Here is a 17,069-nt window from a genome sequence, read left to right as displayed (position 1 = left end):
CGGCGATCACCGCGCCGGGCAGCGCCACGGCGGCGGCGCCGACGGGACCGACGCGGCGCTCGTCGTGCTTCGGAAGGGCCCTGGACATGCGGATGCCTCACTCGGGTCGGGGGTGTCCCGATCGGTCGACGCGGCGCCCGCGTCCGGCGACACGTACGGGAAAGCGGTTCTTCGCGTTCAACCGGCACCGGATCCGTCGGCGGATTGACGAATCATGCGGACTCCTGCATACTCATGCATGTCAGCGAATGCACTGTGAGGAGAAACCCGTGACCGAGCGCGTCGTACTCGCCTACTCGGGCGGTCTGGACACCTCCGTCGCCATCGGCTGGATCGCCGAGGAGACGGGCGCCGAGGTCATCGCCGTTGCGGTCGACGTCGGCCAGGGCGGCGAGGACCTGGACGTCATCCGCAAGCGCGCCCTCGCCTGCGGTGCCGTCGAGGCCGAGGTCGCGGACGCCAAGGACGAGTTCGCCGAGGAGTACTGCCTCCCGGCGATCAAGGCCAACGCCCTCTACATGGACCGCTACCCGCTGGTCTCCGCCCTGTCCCGGCCGACGATCGTCAAGCACCTCGTCGCCGCCGCCCAGAAGCACGGCGCCACCACGGTCGCCCACGGCTGCACCGGCAAGGGCAACGACCAGGTCCGCTTCGAGGCCGGCATCGTCGCCCTCGCCCCCGACCTGAAGTGCATCGCCCCGGTCCGCGACTACGCCATGACCCGCGACAAGGCCATCGCCTTCTGCGAGGCCAAGGGCCTGCCGATCGCGACCACCAAGAAGTCCCCGTACTCCATCGACCAGAACGTCTTCGGCCGCGCCATCGAGACCGGCTTCCTCGAGGACATCTGGAACGCCCCGATCGAGGACATCTACGAGTACACCCAGAACCCGGCGCTCGCCCGTGAGGCCGACGAGGTGATCATCTCCTTCAAGGAGGGCGTCCCCGTCGCCATCGACGGCAAGCCCGTCACCGTCCTGCAGGCGATCCAGCAGCTCAACGAGCGCGCCGGCGCCCAGGGCATCGGCCGGATCGACATGGTCGAGGACCGCCTCGTCGGCATCAAGTCCCGCGAGGTCTACGAGGCCCCCGGCGCGATCGCCCTGATCACCGCCCACCAGGAGCTGGAGAACGTCACCGTCGAGCGCGAGCTCGCCCGCTACAAGCGGCAGGTCGAGCAGCGCTGGAGCGAGCTGGTCTACGACGGCCTGTGGTTCTCCCCGCTCAAGCGCGCCCTGGACGGCTTCGTCGACGAGGCCAACCAGCACGTCACCGGCGACATCCGGATGACCCTGCACGGCGGTCGCGCCGTCGTCACCGGCCGGCGCTCCGAGTCGTCGCTGTACGACTTCAACCTGGCCACGTACGACACGGGCGACACCTTCGACCAGGCCGCCGCCAAGGGCTTCATCGACATCTACAGCCTGTCGTCGAAGATCGCCGCCAAGCGCGACCTCGCGTAACCGCCCGGCGGGCCCTCACCCGCACCAGCCCGACAGCCGCCTCCTCGCTCCACCGTGGGGAGGCGGCGGCACATCGACAGCCTTGAGGAGCAACGCAAGTGAGCAGCAACAGCGGTGACGTACGGCTCTGGGGCGGCCGTTTCGCCGACGGTCCCGCCGAGGCCCTGGCGAAGCTGTCCGCGTCCGTCCACTTCGACTGGCGGCTCGCGCCCTACGACATCGCCGGTTCCCGCGCCCACGCGCGCGTGCTGCACCGGGCGGGGCTGCTCACCGAGGACGAGCTCACGCGCATGATCGCGGGCCTGGACCAGCTGGAGGCGGACGTCGCCGACGGCTCGTTCACCGGCACCATCGCCGACGAGGACGTGCACACCGCCCTGGAACGCGGCCTCCTGGAGCGCCTCGGCCCCGACCTCGGCGGCAAGCTGCGCGCCGGCCGGTCGCGCAACGACCAGGTGGCCACCCTCTTCCGGATGTACCTGCGCGACCACGCCCGCACGATCGGCGGCCTGATCGCCGACCTCCAGGACGCGCTGATCGGCCTCGCCGAGGCCCACCCGGACGTGGCCATGCCCGGCCGCACCCACCTCCAGCACGCCCAGCCGGTGCTCTTCGCCCACCACGTCCTCGCCCACGTCCAGGCGCTGTCCCGGGACGCCGAGCGGCTGCGCCAGTGGGACGAGCGCACGGCCGTGTCGCCGTACGGCTCGGGCGCGCTGGCCGGGTCCTCCCTCGGCCTCGACCCGGAGGCGGTGGCCCGCGACCTCGGCTTCGAACACGGCAGCGCGGCCAACTCCATCGACGGCACGGCCTCCCGGGACTTCGTCGCCGAGTTCGCCTTCATCACCGCGATGATCGGGGTGAACGTCTCCCGGATCGCCGAGGAGGTCATCATCTGGAACACGAAGGAGTTCTCCTTCATCACCCTCCACGACGCCTTCTCCACCGGCTCGTCGATCATGCCGCAGAAGAAGAACCCGGACATCGCCGAGCTGGCACGGGGCAAGTCGGGCCGGCTGATCGGCAACCTCACCGGCCTGATGGCGACGCTCAAGGCGCTGCCGCTCGCGTACAACCGCGACCTCCAGGAGGACAAGGAGCCGGTCTTCGACTCCATCGACCAGCTCGAGGTCCTGCTCCCCGCCTTCACCGGCATGATGGCCACCCTCACCGTGCACCGCGAGCGCATGGAGGAACTGGCCCCGGCCGGCTTCTCCCTGGCCACCGACATCGCCGAGTGGCTGGTCAAGCAGGGCGTGCCGTTCCGCGTCGCGCACGAGGTGGCCGGCGAGTGCGTCAAGGTCGCCGAGGCCGAGGGCAAGGAGCTGGACGAGCTCACCGACGAGCAGTTCGCGAAGATCTCCACCCACCTCACCCCCGAGGTGCGCACCGTCCTCGACGTCCCCGGCGCCCTCGCCTCCCGCAGCGGCCGGGGCGGCACGGCGCCGAGCGCGGTCGCCGTCCAGCTCACCGAGGTGAAGGCGGACGTGGCGGTCCAGCACGCCTGGGCGGACGCCAAGAAGTAGCTCATCGGGTGCCGCGGGGGCATCGCGGGTTACGTTGGTCGGCAGCCGCAAGGAGCCGACCGAACGGAGCCCGCGATGCCCTTCGCGCGACTGGCCTCAGCCACGACCCCCACGTGCCACCTCGGCCTGGGACTCGCCGCCGTCGGCCGGCCCGGCTACATCAACCTCGGCCGGGACCACGACCTCGGAGGGGACCGCGGCGTCGACGCCCTGCGGACCCGCACCCACGAACTCCTGGACGCCGCCTACGCCCAGGGCGTGCGCTACGTCGACGCCGCCCGTTCCTACGGCCGCTCCGAGGAGTTCCTCGCCGAGTGGCTGAAGAACCGGCCCGGCGCCGACGACGTCGTCGTCGGCAGCAAGTGGGGCTACACCTACACCGCCGACTGGTCCACCGACGCCGAGCGGCACGAGGTCAAGGACCACTCCCTCGCCGCGTACGAGCGGCAGCGCGCCGAGTCCGAGGCGCTGCTCGGGGACCGTCTCGACCTGTACCAGATCCACTCGGTGACCCCGGACAGCCCCGCCCTCACCGACCGGGACCTGCACGCCCGCCTCGCCGACGCGGCGGCCCAGGGCCTCACCGTCGGCTTCTCCACCAGCGGCCCGGCCCAGGCCGACGCCGTCCGCGCCGCCCTCGCCGTCACGGTCGGCGGCGAGCCCCTGTTCCGTACCGTCCAGTCCACGTACAACGTGCTGGAGACCTCCGCCGGGCCCGCGCTCGCCGAGGCGCACGACGCCGGACTGACGGTGATCGTCAAGGAGGGCATGGCCAACGGCCGGCTGGCCGCCCCGAACGCCCCGCAGGCGCTGCGGGCCGTCGCCGACGAGACCGGCCTGGGCTGCGACGCCGTCGCCCTCGCGGTCGTCCTGCGGCAGCCCTGGGCCGGTGTCGTCCTCTCCGGCGCGGCGACCGTCACCCAGCTCGCCTCCAACCTGCACGCCGCCGTCGTCGACCTCACCGACGACCACCTCTCCCGTCTCGCCGTCCTGACCGAGGAGCCGCACGCCTACTGGGAGCGGCGCGGCCGGCTGCCCTGGCACTGAGCACCCCTGGCACACCCACCGTCGCGCGTGACGTGGGACGCGCATGGCCGAGGTGAGACGTACGTGCCCGCAATGAGACACTGATGTCTCATGTGAGGTATCTTTGTCTCATGGCTGTCGACCGTGACCATGTGCTGCGCAGCGCCGCCGCCCTGCTGACCCGTAGATCCACCGCGACCATGGACGAGGTCGCCAAGGCGGCGGGGATCAGCCGCGCCACGCTCCACCGGCAGTTCGCCGGGCGGGACGCGCTGGTCCGGGCCCTGGAGGCGCTCGGGATCGCGGAGTGCGAAGCCGCCCTGGAGGCGGCCCGGCCCGACGAGGGGCCCGCCGGTGACGCCGTGCGCCGCCTGGTCGCCGGGATCGAGCCGCACGCCCCTCTGCTCGCTTTTCTTTACACCGAGAACCAGCTGTTCGAGGGCGAGGAGCAGAACGCGGGCTGGGCCAGGATCGACGACCGGATCGCCGCCCTGTTCCGGCGCGGCCAGGCGAGCGGGGAGTTCCGGATCGACCTCACCCCGGCCTGGCTCACCGAGGCGCTCTACGGGCTGCTCGCCTCCGCCGCCTGGGCGGTGGCCGAGGGCCGTGTCGCGCCCAAGGACTTCACCCACATGATCGTCGAGCTGCTGCTCGGCGGCGTCCGGCGCCCGGACACCGCACCGCAGAGGAAGGAATCATGAGCAGCACCCTGAAGACCGCGGACGCCGCCGGGGCGGTGCGGCGGCCGGGCCGGTGGCTCGCGCTCGGCGTCCTCGTGCTCGCCGTGCTGCTGGTGGCCGTCGACGCGACCGTCCTCGGCCTCGCCACCCCGTACATCAGCGAGGACCTCGGGCCCACCGGCAGCCAGCTGCTGTGGATCGGCGACATCTACTCGTTCGTGATCGCCGGCCTGCTGGTCTCCATGGGCAGCCTCGGCGACCGCATCGGCCGCAAGCGGATCCTGCTCTACGGCGCCACCGCGTTCGGCGCGCTCTCCGTGCTGAACGCCTACGCGACGACACCCGAACTGATGATCCTCGCGCGGGCCCTGCTCGGTGTCGCCGGAGCCACCCTGATGCCGGCCACCCTCGCCCTGATCCGCAACCTCTTCCACGACCCGCGCGAACGCAGTCTCGCCGTGGGCGTCTGGGGCGCCACCGCCTCCGCGGGCACCGCGGTCGGTCCCATAGTCGGCGGATTCCTGCTCGAGCACTTCTGGTGGGGCTCGGTCTTCCTGATCAACCTGCCCGTGATGGCCGTCCTGGTGGCCGTCGGCGCCAAGCTGCTCCCCGAGTCCCGCACCCCGAACCCCGGCCCCTGGGACCTGGCCGGTGTCGTCCTGTCGCTGGTCGGCATGGTCGGCGTCGTGTACGCGGTGAAGGAGGCGGCGACGCACGGCTTCGGCCCGCTCGTCCCGGCCGCCGGGCTGCTGGGCGCGGGCGCCCTGTACGGGTTCGTGCGCCGCCAGCTCACCCTCCCCGCTCCGCTGCTGGACATGCGGCTGTTCCGCCACCGCGGTTTCAGCGGAGCCGTCCTGGCCGACCTGCTGACCATCCTCGGACTGTCCGGGCTGGTGTTCTTCCTCTCGCAGTACCTGCAACTCGTCCAGGGCAGGCGCCCGCTCGAGGCGGGTCTGGCCGAACTGCCCGCCGCGATCGGCGCGGTGGCGGCGGGCCTGGTCGCGGGCCGTGCCGCCCGGCGCTTCTCGGTGCGGTCGGTCGTCGCCGGGGGGCTCGCCGCCGTCGGTCTCGCGCTGGCCGCGCTGACGGTGATCGGGCAGTCCACCGGCTACCCCCTGCTCGGGGCGGCGCTGCTGGTGGTCGGTCTGGGCGCCGGGTTCTCCTTCACGGTGACCGCCGACGTGATCCTCTCCAGCGTGCCCGGGGAGCAGGCGGGCGCCGCCTCCGCAGTCTCCGAGACGGCGTACGAACTCGGCGCGGCCCTCGGCATCGCCGTGCTCGGCTCCGTCGTGACCGGTGTCTACCGCGACTTCGCCGGCCCCGCGGGCACTCCCGCCGCGGCCCACGAGTCGCTGGGCGGGGCCGTCGAGGCGGCCTCGCACCTGCCCGCCCACACCGCCGAGGCGATGCTGGACGCCGCCCGTCAGTCCTTCGTCGACGGCCTGGCGCTCGCGGCCGGCGTGGGCGCGGCGGTGCTGCTGGCCGCGTCGGTCGCGGCGTGGTTCCTGCTGCGGGGGCAGCGCCTGGAGGGCGCGGCGGAGCACCCGTGAGCCACGGACCCCGACGGGGCGCGGGCACGGCCCGCCGCTCCTTCTCCCCGCGCACCGCCCGCCGTGCACGCGGCGACGGCGGGCCCCGAAGGGCCCGCCGTCGACCGTCCGCTCTCCGCCGGAGCCCTACGCGGCCTTCGCCTTGCTCGCGTACATGTCCACGTACTCCTGCCCGGACAGCCGCATCACCTCGGCCATCACCGAGTCGGTGACCGCGCGCAGGACGTAGCGGTCGCGGTCCATGCCGTCGTAGCGGGAGAACTCCATCGCCTCACCGAAGCGGACCGTGACCCTGCCCGGCCGGGGCAGGCCCGCGCCGCCCGGCTGGAGCTTGTCGGTGCCGATCATCGCGAACGGCACGACGGGCGCGCCGGTCATCAGGGTGAGCCGGGCGATGCCGGTGCGGCCCCGGTAGAGGCGGCCGTCGGGGGAGCGGGTGCCCTCCGGGTAGATGCCGAAGACCTTGCCCTCCTCCAGCACCCGGCGCCCGGTCATCAGCGCCGCCACACCGCCCCGGCCGCCGTCCCGGTCGACCGGGATCATGCCGACGCCGGTGAAGAACCAGGCCATCAGCCGGCCCTTGAGACCCTTGCCGGTGACGTACTCGTCCTTGCCGATGAAGAAGACCTGGCGGTCGCAGACGATCGGCAGGACGATCGAGTCGATGAACGTCAGGTGGTTGCCGGCCAGGATGACCGGACCGTCGCCCGGGATGTGCTCCGCGCCCTCCACCCGTGGGCGGAACATCAGGCGCATGATCGGGCCGAGCACTGCCTTGATGAGCGCGAAGCGGGACAACGGGCCCTCCGGTGGGAAGCGGACGTCGATGGATGCCGTATGAGTCTGTGCAGGTGAGGACATTACTCGCGGTTCCGGGAGTCGCGCACATCGGGCTCATGGGATTCACCGAGGTCTTACGCACTATTGACACGGATGTACCCGTAGCGGCGTGCCCGGACCCGTGCACCGGACGCGTGCCCCGATCCGGCCGGACGAATCCGACGGGCCCTCACATCCCCGGCGGAATACGACGGACGTACGACACGCGTGCGACGGCCGTACGCCACTCGACGTCACCCATGTGTTCCGCCGGAGGTCTCCCGCCCGTCATCCGGGCCCCCCTACGATCGGCCCGCATCGGACGAGTCGACGGCAGGAGGCGCTCATGGGAACGCGGGAGTCGAACGAGCAGGCGGGCGGAACCGGACGGCGGGCCCTCCTGGGCGCGGCGGTGCTCGGCGTCGGCGGTACGGTCCTCGGACCGATCGGCACGGCGAGAGCCGCCGGCGCCCGGCACGGCGGCGGCCGGGGGCTGAAGGGCCTGCCCGTCCCCACCATCGTCGGCCACCGCGGGGCCAGCGGCTACCGGCCCGAGCACACCCTCGGCGCCTACCAGCTCGCCCTCGACATGGGCGCGGACGTCGTCGAGGCAGGCGACCTCGTGCCCACCAGGGACGGCCACATCGTCTGCCGGCACGAGCCGGAGATCGGCGGCACCACGGACGTCGCCGACCACCCCGAGTTCGCGGACCGCAGGACCACCAAGACCCTGGACGGCGTCCCGGTCACCGGCTGGTTCACCGAGGACTTCACCCTCGCCGAACTGAAGCGGCTGCGCGCCGTCGAACGCATCCCGGCCAACCGCCCGCACAACACCCTCTACGACGGCCGCTGGGAGATCCCCACCTTCGAGGAGGTGCTGCGCTGGCAGGACGAGCAGACCCGCAAGCGCGGCAAGCAGGTCTGGATCTACCCCGAGACCAAGCACCCCACCTACTTCCGCGGACTGGGCCTCGGCCTGGAGGAGCGGGTCGCGAAGCTGCTGCGCCGGTACGGCAAGGACCGCCGGAACTCCCCGGTCATCCTGCAGTCCTTCGAGCCGACCAGCATCCGGCGGTTCAGCAGGCTCGTCGACAACCCGCTCGTCGTCCTCCTGTCGAACGCGAACAGCCGCCCCTGGGACTTCGTCGAGGCGGGCGACCCGCGCACCGTCGCCGACCTCATCACCCCCGAGGGCCTGGAGGAGATCGCCTCCTACGCCCAGGGCATCGGCCCGACCCTGGACCTCGTCATCCCGCGTGACAGGAACGGCCGGCTCACCGAGCCCACCACCCTGGTCCGCGACGCCCACCGGGCGGGCCTGATCCTGCACCCCTACACCCTGCGCAACGAGAACCCGTTCCTGCCCGCCGACTTCCGCAGGGGCACCGACCCCGACGCCTACGGCGACGTCTTCGGCGCCTACCGGGCGTACTTCGCCACCGGTATCGACGGCGTCTTCACCGACCACCCCGACACCGGCCTGCTGGCCCGTGAGGACTTCGTCAACGACTGAGACGTCTTGCCCCGTTCGGGGTGAGCTTCGGCCGCTCCGTGCAACCTCGCCCGGGGCGGCCGAGTCGTTGCGCATATGACACACGTGCCGGTCACGACGCACGACCCGGTCGCCGCCGACCTGGTCGCCGCCCTCCGTCCGCTGCTCGCCGCGGAGGCCGCCGCCGAGGCGCCCGGTTCCGGGGCCGAACCGGGGGACCTGGAACAGGCGGTCTGGCTCCGCCTCCTCGAACGCCTCGACGCCCAGGACCCGCCGCGCGATCCCCGGGGCTGGCTCCGCCGGGCCGTCCGGGCGGAGGTCCGCCGCACCCGCCGTGCCGTCCGCCGTGAGGCACCGCTCGGCCGCGAACCCGCCGACGGCGGCGACCACGATCCCGAACGCCTCGCACTCGCCGCCGCCCGCCGTCGCGACCTGCGGGACGCCGTGCGGCGGCTGCCCGGCCGCTGCCCCCGGCTGATGGAGGCGCTGCTGTCCCCGCAGGACCCGACATACCGGGAAATCGCAGGGGAGTTGGGTATCTCACAGGGCAGTCTCGGCCCGGAACGTTCCAGATGCCTGGGATGTCTGCGTCGTTTGCTCACACCGGAGGTTGCGGCCCGCTGAGGACGGGGATAGGAGTGGGGGACGACAGGTGATCAGGTGAGCGGGAGGCGTGCGCACATGGGCATGAGCGTGACCATCTCTGCGGCGGCCGAGCAGGACGCGGAGCAGATCTTCAGGTTGCAGTACCTGTGCTTCCAGAGCGAGGCGGCGCTCTACGGCAACTACCGCATCGACCCGCTCGTCCAGACCCTCGACTCGGTCCGCGAGGAGGTCGCCGCCGACTGCGTCTTCGTCGCCCGCCTCGGCGACGAGGTCGTCGGCTCGGTGCGCGGCAGGATCACCGAGGACGGCGCCGCCGCCATCGGCAAGCTCTGCGTCCACCCCCGCCTCCAGGGGCACGGCATCGGCGCGCGTCTTCTCCGGGCGGCGGAGACGGCCCTCGCCGACGAGCGCGGAGCCCGGACCTTCCGGCTGCACGCCGGGCACCGCAGCGAGAGCAACCTGCGGCTCTACAACAAGGTCGGCTACCAGCGGGTGGGGACGTCCCAGGGCGCGGACGGCGTACCGATGGTCGTCCTGGAGAAGAAGGCGGAGGCGTACGCGACGACGGCCTGACCGCCGGGTCAGGAGGCCGGCTGCTCCGTGCGCGCCCGGCGCAGCCAGTACACGGCGGTGAGGGGCAGCAGCACGGGGATGAAGAGGTACCCCATCCCGTAGTCCGACCACACGGTCGCGTCGGGGAAGGCGGACGGGTCCACCAGGGTCCAGGTGCCGACCGTCAGGACGCCCACCAGCTCGGCGGCGCAGCACACCAGCGCCGCCCTGCGGGCCGTCTCGCCGCCGCGGACCAGGGTGTAGGTGATGAAGCCGTAGACGACGCCGGCCACCGCCGACAGCGTGTAGGCGAGCGGCGCGCGGTCGAACTCGGTGGCGATCTGGTACGCGGAGCGCGACACGGCGCCGACGACCATCACCCCGTACAGCCACACCAGCAGCAGCCCGGGCCCGCCGATCAACCGGGTCCGGCCCGGCTCCTCCCGCGTCCCGGCCATCTCAGCCTCCCCAGATGTCATAGAGCCGCACCTCGAGCACCGCCAGCACGACACCGCTCGCGGCGACCGTCACCGAGCCCCAGCGGGTGCGCTCGGCCAGGGACATGAAGGCCGCCGCCGGGACGCACGCGAACGACCCCAGCAGGTACGCCACGAAGATCGTCGTCCCCTGCCCCGGCTCCTCGCCGCGGGCCAGCAGCACGATCCCGACGACCAGCTGGACCAGCGCCAGCAGCGTGACCACGGCCATGCCGATGAAGTGCCAGTCCTTCGTCGGCTGATCACGGTAGGCGGCCCAGCCGCACCAGGCGGCGAGCAGCAACGCGGCGACGCCGGTCACCGGCATCAGGACATCAAGCATGGCAGCGACCTTATTACGCCGGAGAAACCGGGCCCCCTTCGACCCTGTCCCGGGTGCCGCGGCACCCGGGACGCCGCCCCGCCACCCGCCCTCCGGCGCCAGGCCGGCCGTCCCGGCCCGCCTCCGGACCGGCGCGTGCGCGCCCGCCCCGGGAGCCGGCCGGGGCGCGGGGACCGGCCCCGGCGCGGCCTCGGACGGACGGACCGGGGGCCGGGCGGGGCCGTGGCAGCCGGCCGGTCCGAAGCGGCCCGCCGTGGCCTCCGCCTCGACGAGGCCCACCGGTCGCGCGACCTCCTCCGGTCGCCGCTGCCGCCGTTCGGCCTCCTCCTCGTCGGCCCCTCCCGGCGGGGCGGCGGCCCGATCGCCGCGAAGGCGCTCACCTCCCATGCCGCGGTGGTCCTCGCGGACCGCGGCCGGGCAGGACCGGGCGGCACCGTAGGGTCGAGAGCATGACGATCCACGCACAAGCCCTCCTGTTCGACAACGACGGAACCCTCGTGTCCTCCCTCGAATCCGTGCGCCGCTGCTGGACGCGGTGGGCCGTGGAGTACGGGATCACGGCCGAGGAGTTCGGCCGGATCGAGCTGCACGGGCGGCCGGCCGCGGAGATAGCCGCCGACCTGCTGCCCGCCCACGTCGTCCCGCAGGCCGTCGCGCGGATCGAGGACCTGGAGGTCGAGGACGTACCGGACGGCGGCGTGCACCTGCTGCCGGGCACCGAGGACCTCCTCGGCGCGCTGCCCGCCGAGCGCTGGGCCGTGGTCACCTCCGCCACCCGGCGGCTCGCCGAGGCCCGGCTCGGCGCCGTCGGCATCCTGCCGAAGACCCTCGTCGCCGCCGACGACATCACCCGGGGCAAGCCCGACCCCGAGCCCTACCTGCTCGCCGCCCGCACCCTCGGCGTCGACCCGGCCCACTGCGTCGTCTTCGAGGACGCCCCCGCCGGGCTCCAGGCCGGCCGTGCCGCGGGTATGACCACCGTGGCCTTGGCCACAACCCACCGGGCCCACGAACTCACCGCCGACCTCGTCGTCGAGGACCTGTCCGCCCTGTCCGTACTGGTCACGGACGCGGGGATGGAGATCTCCGTACGCCCCTGACGTGCGCACACCGGCGTCCACGGCTGTCCACTATGCGGACGGCCGTGTCCGGTCAGAGTGGAACGTCTGCTTTACTGATCGCATGACCACGACGAGCGACCGCATCCCCGCGACCGAGGCGACCGTGCCGCCCGGTGCTCGTTGTATGTGTCCGCGCCGAATGCGTGCCTTCTAGAGGGCCCCTGCACCATCTGAGCCTCGCGCCCCGAAGCGAGAGCCCGTTCGTGTCCGCCCGCATGCCCCGCATGCGCGACCGAGCCACGCCCCCACACGCACGTTTCCCCACGGCACGGCCCCTCTCGTCGCGCCCGGGGGAAACCCCGCCGTGTCACGGCTGCTTTCGACCCTGAATGCCCCGTGCCCGGCGCCCGACGGCGCGCCGCGCACTCGACAGTGACGGAATCCCACGTGATCACCACCACGGGCCTCACGAAGGTCTACCGCTCACGCGGCCGCGAGGTCACCGCCCTGGACGGCGTCGACCTGCACGTCCGCGAAGGCGAGGTCTACGGCGTCATCGGCCAGTCCGGCGCCGGCAAGTCCTCGCTGATCCGCTGCGTCAACCTGCTGGAACGCCCCACCTCGGGCACCGTGACCGTGGACGGCCAGGACCTCACCGCCCTCGCCGGGCGCGGCCCGCGCGCCGGCCGGGAGCTGCGGCGGGCGCGCAGCCGGATCGGCATGGTCTTCCAGCACTTCAACCTGCTGTCGACCCGCACCGTGCAGGACAACGTCGAGCTGCCGCTCGAGATCCTCGGCACATCGGGGAAGGAACGTTCCCGCAAGGCGCTGGAGCTGCTCGACCTGGTCGGCCTCGCCGACAAGGCCAAGGCCTACCCCGCCCAGCTCTCCGGCGGCCAGAAGCAGCGCGTCGGCATCGCCCGCGCCCTGGCCGGCGACCCCAAGGTGCTGCTCTCCGACGAGGCCACCAGCGCCCTGGACCCGGAGACCACCCGCTCGATCCTGGGCCTGCTGCGCGACCTCAACCGGCAGCTCGGCCTCACCGTCCTGCTCATCACCCACGAGATGGACGTCGTGAAGTCGATCTGCGACTCGGCCGCCCTCATGGAGAAGGGCCGCATCGTCGAGTCCGGCACGGTCGGCGACCTCCTCGCCACCCCCGGCTCCGAACTCGCCTCCGCGCTGTTCCCGGTCGGCGGCGAGGCCTCCGGTGACGACCGCACCGTCGTCGACGTCACCTTCCACGGCGACAGCGCCACCCAGCCGGTCATCTCCCAGCTGTCGCGCACCTACAACATCGACATATCGATCCTCGGTGCCGCCATCGACACCGTCGGCGGTCTCCAGGTCGGCCGGATGCGCATCGAACTGCCCGGCCGCTACGAGGACAACGTCGTGCCGATCGGCTTCCTGCGCGAACAGGGCCTGCAGATCGACGTCGTCGACCGGAAGGAACCCGTGCTGGTGAAGGAGGGGGCCAAGTGACCTGGTCCGAGATGCAGCCGCTGCTGGAAGCGGCGGGTACCGAGACGCTGGTCATGGTCGGCTGGTCCAGCCTGATCACCGTCGTCGGCGGCCTCCCGCTCGGCGTCCTGCTCGTCCTCACCGGCAAGGGCGGACTGCTGCAGAACACCGTGGTGAACAAGGTCATCGGCCAGGTCGTGAACATCGGCCGCTCGATGCCGTTCATCATCCTCATGGTCGCCCTGATGGGCTTCACCCGCTGGGTGACCGGGACGACCATCGGCAGCGAGGCCGCGATCGTGCCGCTCGCCATCGGCGGCATCCCGTTCTTCGCCCGCCTCGTCGAGACGGCCGTGCGCGAAGTGGACCACGGGCTCGTCGAGGCCGTGCAGGCGATGGGCGGCAACACCTGGACGATCGTCCGCAAGGTCCTCGTCCCCGAGGCGCTGCCCTCGCTGATCGCCTCCACCACCACCACGGTCATCGCCCTCATCGGCTACTCGGCCATGGCCGGCACCGTCGGCGGCGGCGGACTCGGCGACCTCGCCCTCCGCTACGGCTACCAGCGCTTCCAGACCGACCTGATGTGGGTCACCGTCGCGGTCCTCGCCGTGGTCATCTCCCTCATCCAGTTCGCCGGCGACTACGCCGCCCGCGCCCTGCACCACCGCGGCGCGCGCTCCGGCCCCGGCCCGAAGCTGCGGCTCCTGAGGGCCGAGGAGCCCGCGGCGGCCGACGTCGGCAAGGTCGCGTAACGCCCCCCACCAAGACTCCCCGTTCCACCCGATACGGGGCCGCACCACCCAAGGAAAGGCACTTTTCGTGCGTAACACTGCCAAGATCGCCACCGCCGTCCTCGCCACCGGAGCCCTCACCTTCGGGCTCACGGCCTGCGGCTCGGAGAAGGACGCCGCCTCCGACACCTCCGGCCCGCTGGTCGTCGCCGCGAGCCCCGTCCCGCACGCCGAGATCCTCACCTTCGTCAAGGACGAGCTGGCCGAGAAGGCCGGCCTCGACCTCGAGGTGAAGGAGTTCACCGACTACGTCACCCCGAACACGGCGACGGAGGACGGCTCGGTCGGCGCCAACTACTTCCAGACCCAGCCGTACCTCGACGACTTCAACAAGAAGAACGGCACCCACATCGTGTCCGTCGTCGACGTCCACCTGGAGCCGCTCGGCCTGTACTCCCACAAGGTCGAGAAGGCCGACGGGCTGAAGAACGGCGCGACGATCGCCATCCCCAACGACACCGTCAACGAGGGCCGGGCCCTGCAGCTGCTCGCCGCCAACGGGCTGATCACCCTCAAGGACGGCGTCGGCACCGCGGCGACCCCCGCGGACATCACCGAGAACCCCAAGAAGCTCGAGTTCAAGGAGCTGGAGGCGGCCCAGACGCCGCGCTCCCTGGACGACGTCGACGCCGCGGTGGTCAACGGCAACTACGCCATCGAGGCCGACCTCAAGCCCGCGAAGGACGCCCTCGTCCTGGAGTCCGCCGAGAACAACCCGAACAGCAACCTCCTCGCCGTCAAGGAGGGCGGTGAGGACGACCCGCGCGTGAAGAAGCTCGCGAAGCTCCTCACCTCCCCCGAGGTGAAGAAGTTCATCGAGGACAAGTACGCCGGTTCCGTCGTCGCCTCCTTCTGACCGACGCGTCCCGCACGATCCGCGCGGCACCCACGGGGTCCACTCCGACCACATGGCGGGGGTACTCCCACGCCGTTCAGGCAGTGGGGTGGGGGTACCCCCACGCCGTTCAGGCGGTGGGGAGACCCCGTGGTGCGGTTCAGTGCCTTCATGCTGCATGCTGGGCAGTTCAGCAGCACCCGACGGTCTCTCAGGTTACGGAGCGGCGCATGACGAGCACCTTCCCCAACATCTCCATCAGCACGGAGCGGTTGGTGCTGCGTCCCCTCGACACGGACGACGTGCCCGCCCTGACCGAGATGATGAACGACGAACAGGTCGCCGCCTGGACCGACGTCCCCCAGCCCTTCACCGAACAGGCCGCCCACACCTGGATCACCGAGGAGGCCCCCGCCGAACGCACGGCCGGACGCGGACTCGACCTGGCCGTCACCGAGTTCCTCACCCAGCGCCTGGTCGGCGTCGTCCGGCTCGCCAGGACCGACTGGCACGTCCGGTCCACCGAGCTGTCGTACATCGTCGCCCCCTGGGCGCGCGGCGAGGGCTACGCCTCCGAGGCCGCGCTCGCCACCGCCCAGTGGCTCTTCGGCGACCAGAAGCTCGAACGCGTCGAGCTGCGCACCGCCGCCGACAACACCGCCTCGCAGCAGGTCGCCCAGAAGATCGGCTGCATCAACGAGGGCGTGCTGCGCAACGCCTGCATAGCCCGCGTCCGCACCGAGGACGGCGGCTGGACCGACGTGCGCACCGACTTCATCGTGTGGAGCCTGCTGCCCGAGGACGTCGAGGGCGCGGACGGGCAGTCGGCCGACGCGGGCGGGTTCGCCGCCTACGCCGACTGGAACTGACCTTTCCGGGGCCCGCGCCCCCCGGCCGGCGGTACCGCCGGAGCGGTCCGCGGCCCGCACCGGGTACGCTCACCGAACCCGCCCCCGGGCGGGAACAGCCGACGACGACCTGCGAAGACCCCAGGAGACTGACGACGATGGCCGACCGGGTCACGGTGATCGGCTGGGACGGTTCGCCGCTGACCGCCGCGGCACGCGCCGCGCTGGGCGCCGCCACGCTGGTGGCCGGAGCGGCCCACCACCTGGCGCTCCCCGAGGTGCCCGCCGGCGCCGAGCGCATCCGGCTCGGGTCCGTCGCCCTCGCCGCCCGCCGGATCGCCGCCCACCGCGGCACCGCGGTCGTCCTCGCCGACGGCGACCCCGGGTTCTTCGGCGTCGTGCGGACCCTGCGCGCGCCCGAGTTCGGCCTGGAGGTCGAGGTCGTCCCCGCCGTCTCCTCCGTCGCCGCCGCCTTCGCCCGCGCCGGCATGCCCTGGGACGACGCCCATGTGGTCGTCGCACACCCGCGCACCCTGCGACGCGCGGTGAACGTGTGCCGGGCCCACGGCAAAGTGGCGGTCCTCACCTCACCCGGCGCCGGCCCCGCCGAACTCGGCCTGCTGCTGGAGGGGGTCCACCGCACCTTCGTCATCTGCGAGGAGCTCGGCACCGAGCACGAGCGGGTCACCGTCGTCACCTCCGACAAGGCCGCCGACCACACCTGGCGCGACCCCAACGTCGTCATCGTCATCGGCGGCCCGGTCGGCGCCGGTGAGCCCACCGGCTGGATCGCCGGACGCGACCCCTCCGTCGGCCCGCGCGGCTGGTCGCTGCCCGCCGCGGCGTACGGCGGCGAACTCGGCGAGGGCGAGCGGGAGCCCCTGCGCATCTCCCAACTCGCCCGGCTCGGACCGCACCTGGGCGACCTCGTCTGGGACATCGGCTGCGGCAGCGGCGCCTTCGCCACCGAGGCCGCCCGCGCCGGAGCCGCCGTCATCGCCGTCGACAGCGACCCGGCGGCCTGCGCCCGCACCGAGTCCGCCGCCCGCCGTCACGGCGTCCCGCTCCAGATCGTCCACGGCACCGCCCCGCAGGTCCTGGAGAACCTCCCCGAACCGGACGTCGTCCGGGTCGGCGGCGGGGGAGCGGCCGTGGTCTCCGCGGTCGCCGACCGCCGCCCGCAGCGCATCGTCACGCACGCCGCCACCCGCGACGCGGCCGAACTCATCGGCCGGAACCTCGCGGAGCACGGCTACCAGGTCGAGTGCGCCCTGCTGCAGTCCGTCGAACTCGACACCCGGGCCTGGACGGAGAAGGAACGGAGCGTCGCGTTCCTGCTCAGCGGGGTGCTGCCCGCGCGCAGCGGCTGATCCGGGTGCCGTCCCCGTGATCGGGTTGTCGTACCGCGCGCGGTAGGCTGGCCGATTGTTGTACCGCACTCGGACCCCCGGTGCTTCGTCGGCCAATGTCCGGAAAACGCGTCCGTTTTGGGGCGGGTCGTGGTACGGCAGAACCGGAGGACGCGCAACGT

17 protein-coding genes are annotated in these 17,069 nt (G+C 72.4%); 14 read left to right on the top strand and 3 right to left on the bottom strand.

The annotated features are described in order from the left end of the window. The first annotated feature begins 269 nt into the window (after positions 1 to 269). From FHS37_RS23410 to FHS37_RS23390, 5 genes are all read left to right on the top strand, one after another. Positions 270 to 1,463 carry an argininosuccinate synthase gene (locus FHS37_RS23410; protein ID WP_184824457.1) on the top strand — a complete coding sequence of 398 codons (1,194 nt, stop codon included), beginning with the start codon at positions 270 to 272 and terminating at the stop codon, positions 1,461 to 1,463. 98 nt (positions 1,464 to 1,561) lie between these two features. Further along, positions 1,562 to 2,989: an argininosuccinate lyase gene (argH, locus tag FHS37_RS23405; protein ID WP_184824455.1), complete on the top strand. Its 1,428-nt coding sequence runs from the start codon at positions 1,562 to 1,564 to the stop codon at positions 2,987 to 2,989. 75 nt (positions 2,990 to 3,064) lie between these two features. Beyond that, positions 3,065 to 4,036, top strand: a complete 972-nt coding sequence (locus FHS37_RS23400; RefSeq protein WP_184824453.1) for an aldo/keto reductase — start codon at positions 3,065 to 3,067, stop codon at positions 4,034 to 4,036. Positions 4,037 to 4,146: 110 nt separating this feature from the next. Continuing rightward, the gene (locus FHS37_RS23395) at positions 4,147 to 4,716 is read left to right on the top strand and encodes a TetR/AcrR family transcriptional regulator (protein ID WP_221500183.1); all 570 of its coding nucleotides are present in this window, start codon (positions 4,147 to 4,149) and stop codon (positions 4,714 to 4,716) included. Next, positions 4,713 to 6,245: an MFS transporter gene (locus FHS37_RS23390; protein ID WP_184824449.1), complete on the top strand. Its 1,533-nt coding sequence runs from the start codon at positions 4,713 to 4,715 to the stop codon at positions 6,243 to 6,245. The genes FHS37_RS23395 and FHS37_RS23390 overlap by 4 nt, the downstream gene beginning before the upstream one ends. 126 nt (positions 6,246 to 6,371) lie before the next feature. Here the strand turns inward: FHS37_RS23390 and FHS37_RS23385 are convergent, their stop codons facing one another. Next, positions 6,372 to 7,043: a lysophospholipid acyltransferase family protein gene (locus FHS37_RS23385; protein WP_184824447.1), complete on the bottom strand. Its 672-nt coding sequence runs from the start codon at positions 7,041 to 7,043 to the stop codon at positions 6,372 to 6,374. Positions 7,044 to 7,410: 367 nt separating this feature from the next. Between FHS37_RS23385 and FHS37_RS23380 the strand changes: the two genes are divergently transcribed. From FHS37_RS23380 to FHS37_RS23370, 3 genes are all read left to right on the top strand, one after another. Then, positions 7,411 to 8,580: a glycerophosphodiester phosphodiesterase gene (locus FHS37_RS23380; protein WP_184824445.1), complete on the top strand. Its 1,170-nt coding sequence runs from the start codon at positions 7,411 to 7,413 to the stop codon at positions 8,578 to 8,580. A 75-nt stretch (positions 8,581 to 8,655) separates the two neighbouring features. Beyond that, complete coding sequence (locus FHS37_RS23375; protein WP_184824443.1) at positions 8,656 to 9,183, top strand: sigma-70 family RNA polymerase sigma factor; 528 nt, start codon at positions 8,656 to 8,658, stop codon at positions 9,181 to 9,183. A gap of 57 nt (positions 9,184 to 9,240) precedes the next feature. After that, positions 9,241 to 9,738 (top strand): GNAT family N-acetyltransferase, encoded by a 498-nt coding sequence (locus FHS37_RS23370; RefSeq protein WP_184824859.1) that lies wholly within the window; start codon positions 9,241 to 9,243, stop codon positions 9,736 to 9,738. An 8-nt stretch (positions 9,739 to 9,746) separates the two neighbouring features. Here the strand turns inward: FHS37_RS23370 and FHS37_RS23365 are convergent, their stop codons facing one another. Together FHS37_RS23365 and FHS37_RS23360 are read right to left on the bottom strand one after the other, a co-directional pair. Next, a complete protein-coding gene (locus tag FHS37_RS23365) occupies positions 9,747 to 10,175 on the bottom strand; it encodes a hypothetical protein (protein WP_184824441.1) in 429 nt (142 codons plus the stop codon). 1 nt (position 10,176) lies between these two features. Then, a complete protein-coding gene (locus FHS37_RS23360; RefSeq protein ID WP_184824439.1) occupies positions 10,177 to 10,536 on the bottom strand; it encodes a hypothetical protein in 360 nt (119 codons plus the stop codon). 449 nt (positions 10,537 to 10,985) lie between these two features. Between FHS37_RS23360 and FHS37_RS23355 the strand changes: the two genes are divergently transcribed. The 6 genes from FHS37_RS23355 to cbiE all read left to right on the top strand — a co-directional run bounded on the left by FHS37_RS23355 (position 10,986) and on the right by cbiE (position 16,908). Beyond that, positions 10,986 to 11,636: an HAD family hydrolase gene (locus FHS37_RS23355; RefSeq protein ID WP_184824437.1), complete on the top strand. Its 651-nt coding sequence runs from the start codon at positions 10,986 to 10,988 to the stop codon at positions 11,634 to 11,636. 408 nt (positions 11,637 to 12,044) lie between these two features. After that, positions 12,045 to 13,082 carry a methionine ABC transporter ATP-binding protein gene (locus tag FHS37_RS23350; protein ID WP_184824435.1) on the top strand — a complete coding sequence of 346 codons (1,038 nt, stop codon included), beginning with the start codon at positions 12,045 to 12,047 and terminating at the stop codon, positions 13,080 to 13,082. Then, positions 13,079 to 13,816, top strand: a complete 738-nt coding sequence (locus FHS37_RS23345; RefSeq protein ID WP_184824433.1) for a methionine ABC transporter permease — start codon at positions 13,079 to 13,081, stop codon at positions 13,814 to 13,816. The genes FHS37_RS23350 and FHS37_RS23345 overlap by 4 nt, the downstream gene beginning before the upstream one ends. 67 nt (positions 13,817 to 13,883) lie before the next feature. Then, positions 13,884 to 14,711, top strand: coding sequence for a MetQ/NlpA family ABC transporter substrate-binding protein (locus FHS37_RS23340; protein ID WP_184824431.1), 828 nt, complete (start codon positions 13,884 to 13,886; stop codon positions 14,709 to 14,711). A 209-nt stretch (positions 14,712 to 14,920) separates the two neighbouring features. Next, positions 14,921 to 15,559: a GNAT family N-acetyltransferase gene (locus FHS37_RS23335; protein WP_184824429.1), complete on the top strand. Its 639-nt coding sequence runs from the start codon at positions 14,921 to 14,923 to the stop codon at positions 15,557 to 15,559. A 137-nt stretch (positions 15,560 to 15,696) separates the two neighbouring features. After that, positions 15,697 to 16,908 carry a precorrin-6y C5,15-methyltransferase (decarboxylating) subunit CbiE gene (gene cbiE / locus FHS37_RS23330; protein ID WP_184824427.1) on the top strand — a complete coding sequence of 404 codons (1,212 nt, stop codon included), beginning with the start codon at positions 15,697 to 15,699 and terminating at the stop codon, positions 16,906 to 16,908. Positions 16,909 to 17,069: the final 161 nt, after the last annotated feature.

The sequence above is a fragment of the Streptomyces griseomycini genome, from assembly GCF_014203535.1.
GTDB classification, from domain to species: domain Bacteria; phylum Actinomycetota; class Actinomycetes; order Streptomycetales; family Streptomycetaceae; genus Streptomyces; species Streptomyces griseomycini.
This window is presented reverse-complemented; position numbering and strand designations above follow the sequence as displayed.

Coding starts and splice junctions, on each gene's coding strand:
- FHS37_RS23400 (WP_184824453.1), top strand. CDS start 3,065: ATGCCCTTCGCGCGACTGGCCTCAGCCACGACCCCCACGTGCCACCTC.
- FHS37_RS23395 (WP_221500183.1), top strand. CDS start 4,147: ATGGCTGTCGACCGTGACCATGTGCTGCGCAGCGCCGCCGCCCTGCTG.
- FHS37_RS23390 (WP_184824449.1), top strand. CDS start 4,713: ATGAGCAGCACCCTGAAGACCGCGGACGCCGCCGGGGCGGTGCGGCGG.
- FHS37_RS23380 (WP_184824445.1), top strand. CDS start 7,411: ATGGGAACGCGGGAGTCGAACGAGCAGGCGGGCGGAACCGGACGGCGG.
- FHS37_RS23375 (WP_184824443.1), top strand. CDS start 8,656: ATGACACACGTGCCGGTCACGACGCACGACCCGGTCGCCGCCGACCTG.
- FHS37_RS23370 (WP_184824859.1), top strand. CDS start 9,241: ATGGGCATGAGCGTGACCATCTCTGCGGCGGCCGAGCAGGACGCGGAG.
- FHS37_RS23365 (WP_184824441.1), bottom strand. CDS start 10,175: ATGGCCGGGACGCGGGAGGAGCCGGGCCGGACCCGGTTGATCGGCGGG.
- FHS37_RS23360 (WP_184824439.1), bottom strand. CDS start 10,536: ATGCTTGATGTCCTGATGCCGGTGACCGGCGTCGCCGCGTTGCTGCTC.
- FHS37_RS23355 (WP_184824437.1), top strand. CDS start 10,986: ATGACGATCCACGCACAAGCCCTCCTGTTCGACAACGACGGAACCCTC.
- FHS37_RS23335 (WP_184824429.1), top strand. CDS start 14,921: ATGACGAGCACCTTCCCCAACATCTCCATCAGCACGGAGCGGTTGGTG.
- cbiE (WP_184824427.1), top strand. CDS start 15,697: ATGGCCGACCGGGTCACGGTGATCGGCTGGGACGGTTCGCCGCTGACC.